Raw genomic sequence first — 393 nt, forward strand, 5'->3', positions numbered from 1 at the left:
TGAAAGAACACAGGTATATAGACAAGCATCATTAATAAGAAGAATGATTGTATTATTACGAGGTGCTTTATTAAAACGAAGAGTACAAACGAGAGTGAACTCCGCATCTTCACTTAGTGTTACGGATAACTTAATGGAATTAAATAAAATTAATAAATTAGTCCATTATAATGTGGTTAGTCGTTTGTCTAAGGAAACAACAAAAGATAATACACTTGAAGTTGGAATGGTTTGTGACGGTTATTTAATGCGAATTGAAAACTTAACACCATCAAATTTCTTCAACTCAGCAAGTGAAGATACGATTACTAAAATTAAATTAAATGCATTGAGAGAACAACGTCGCATTTTACGTGAGTTGATTGATACAGATGAAGTATCAGAAGGTACAGC

The 393-nt window shown here is 31.8% G+C and carries 1 pseudogene; it reads left to right on the forward strand.

The window, feature by feature from the left end:
- A pseudogene (locus tag M3630_RS30700) lies at nt 1–393 on the forward strand (cation:proton antiporter); the annotation flags it as partial.

Source organism: Brevibacillus sp. MER 51 (genome assembly GCF_023714195.1).
GTDB lineage: Bacteria > Bacillota > Bacilli > Brevibacillales > Brevibacillaceae > Brevibacillus.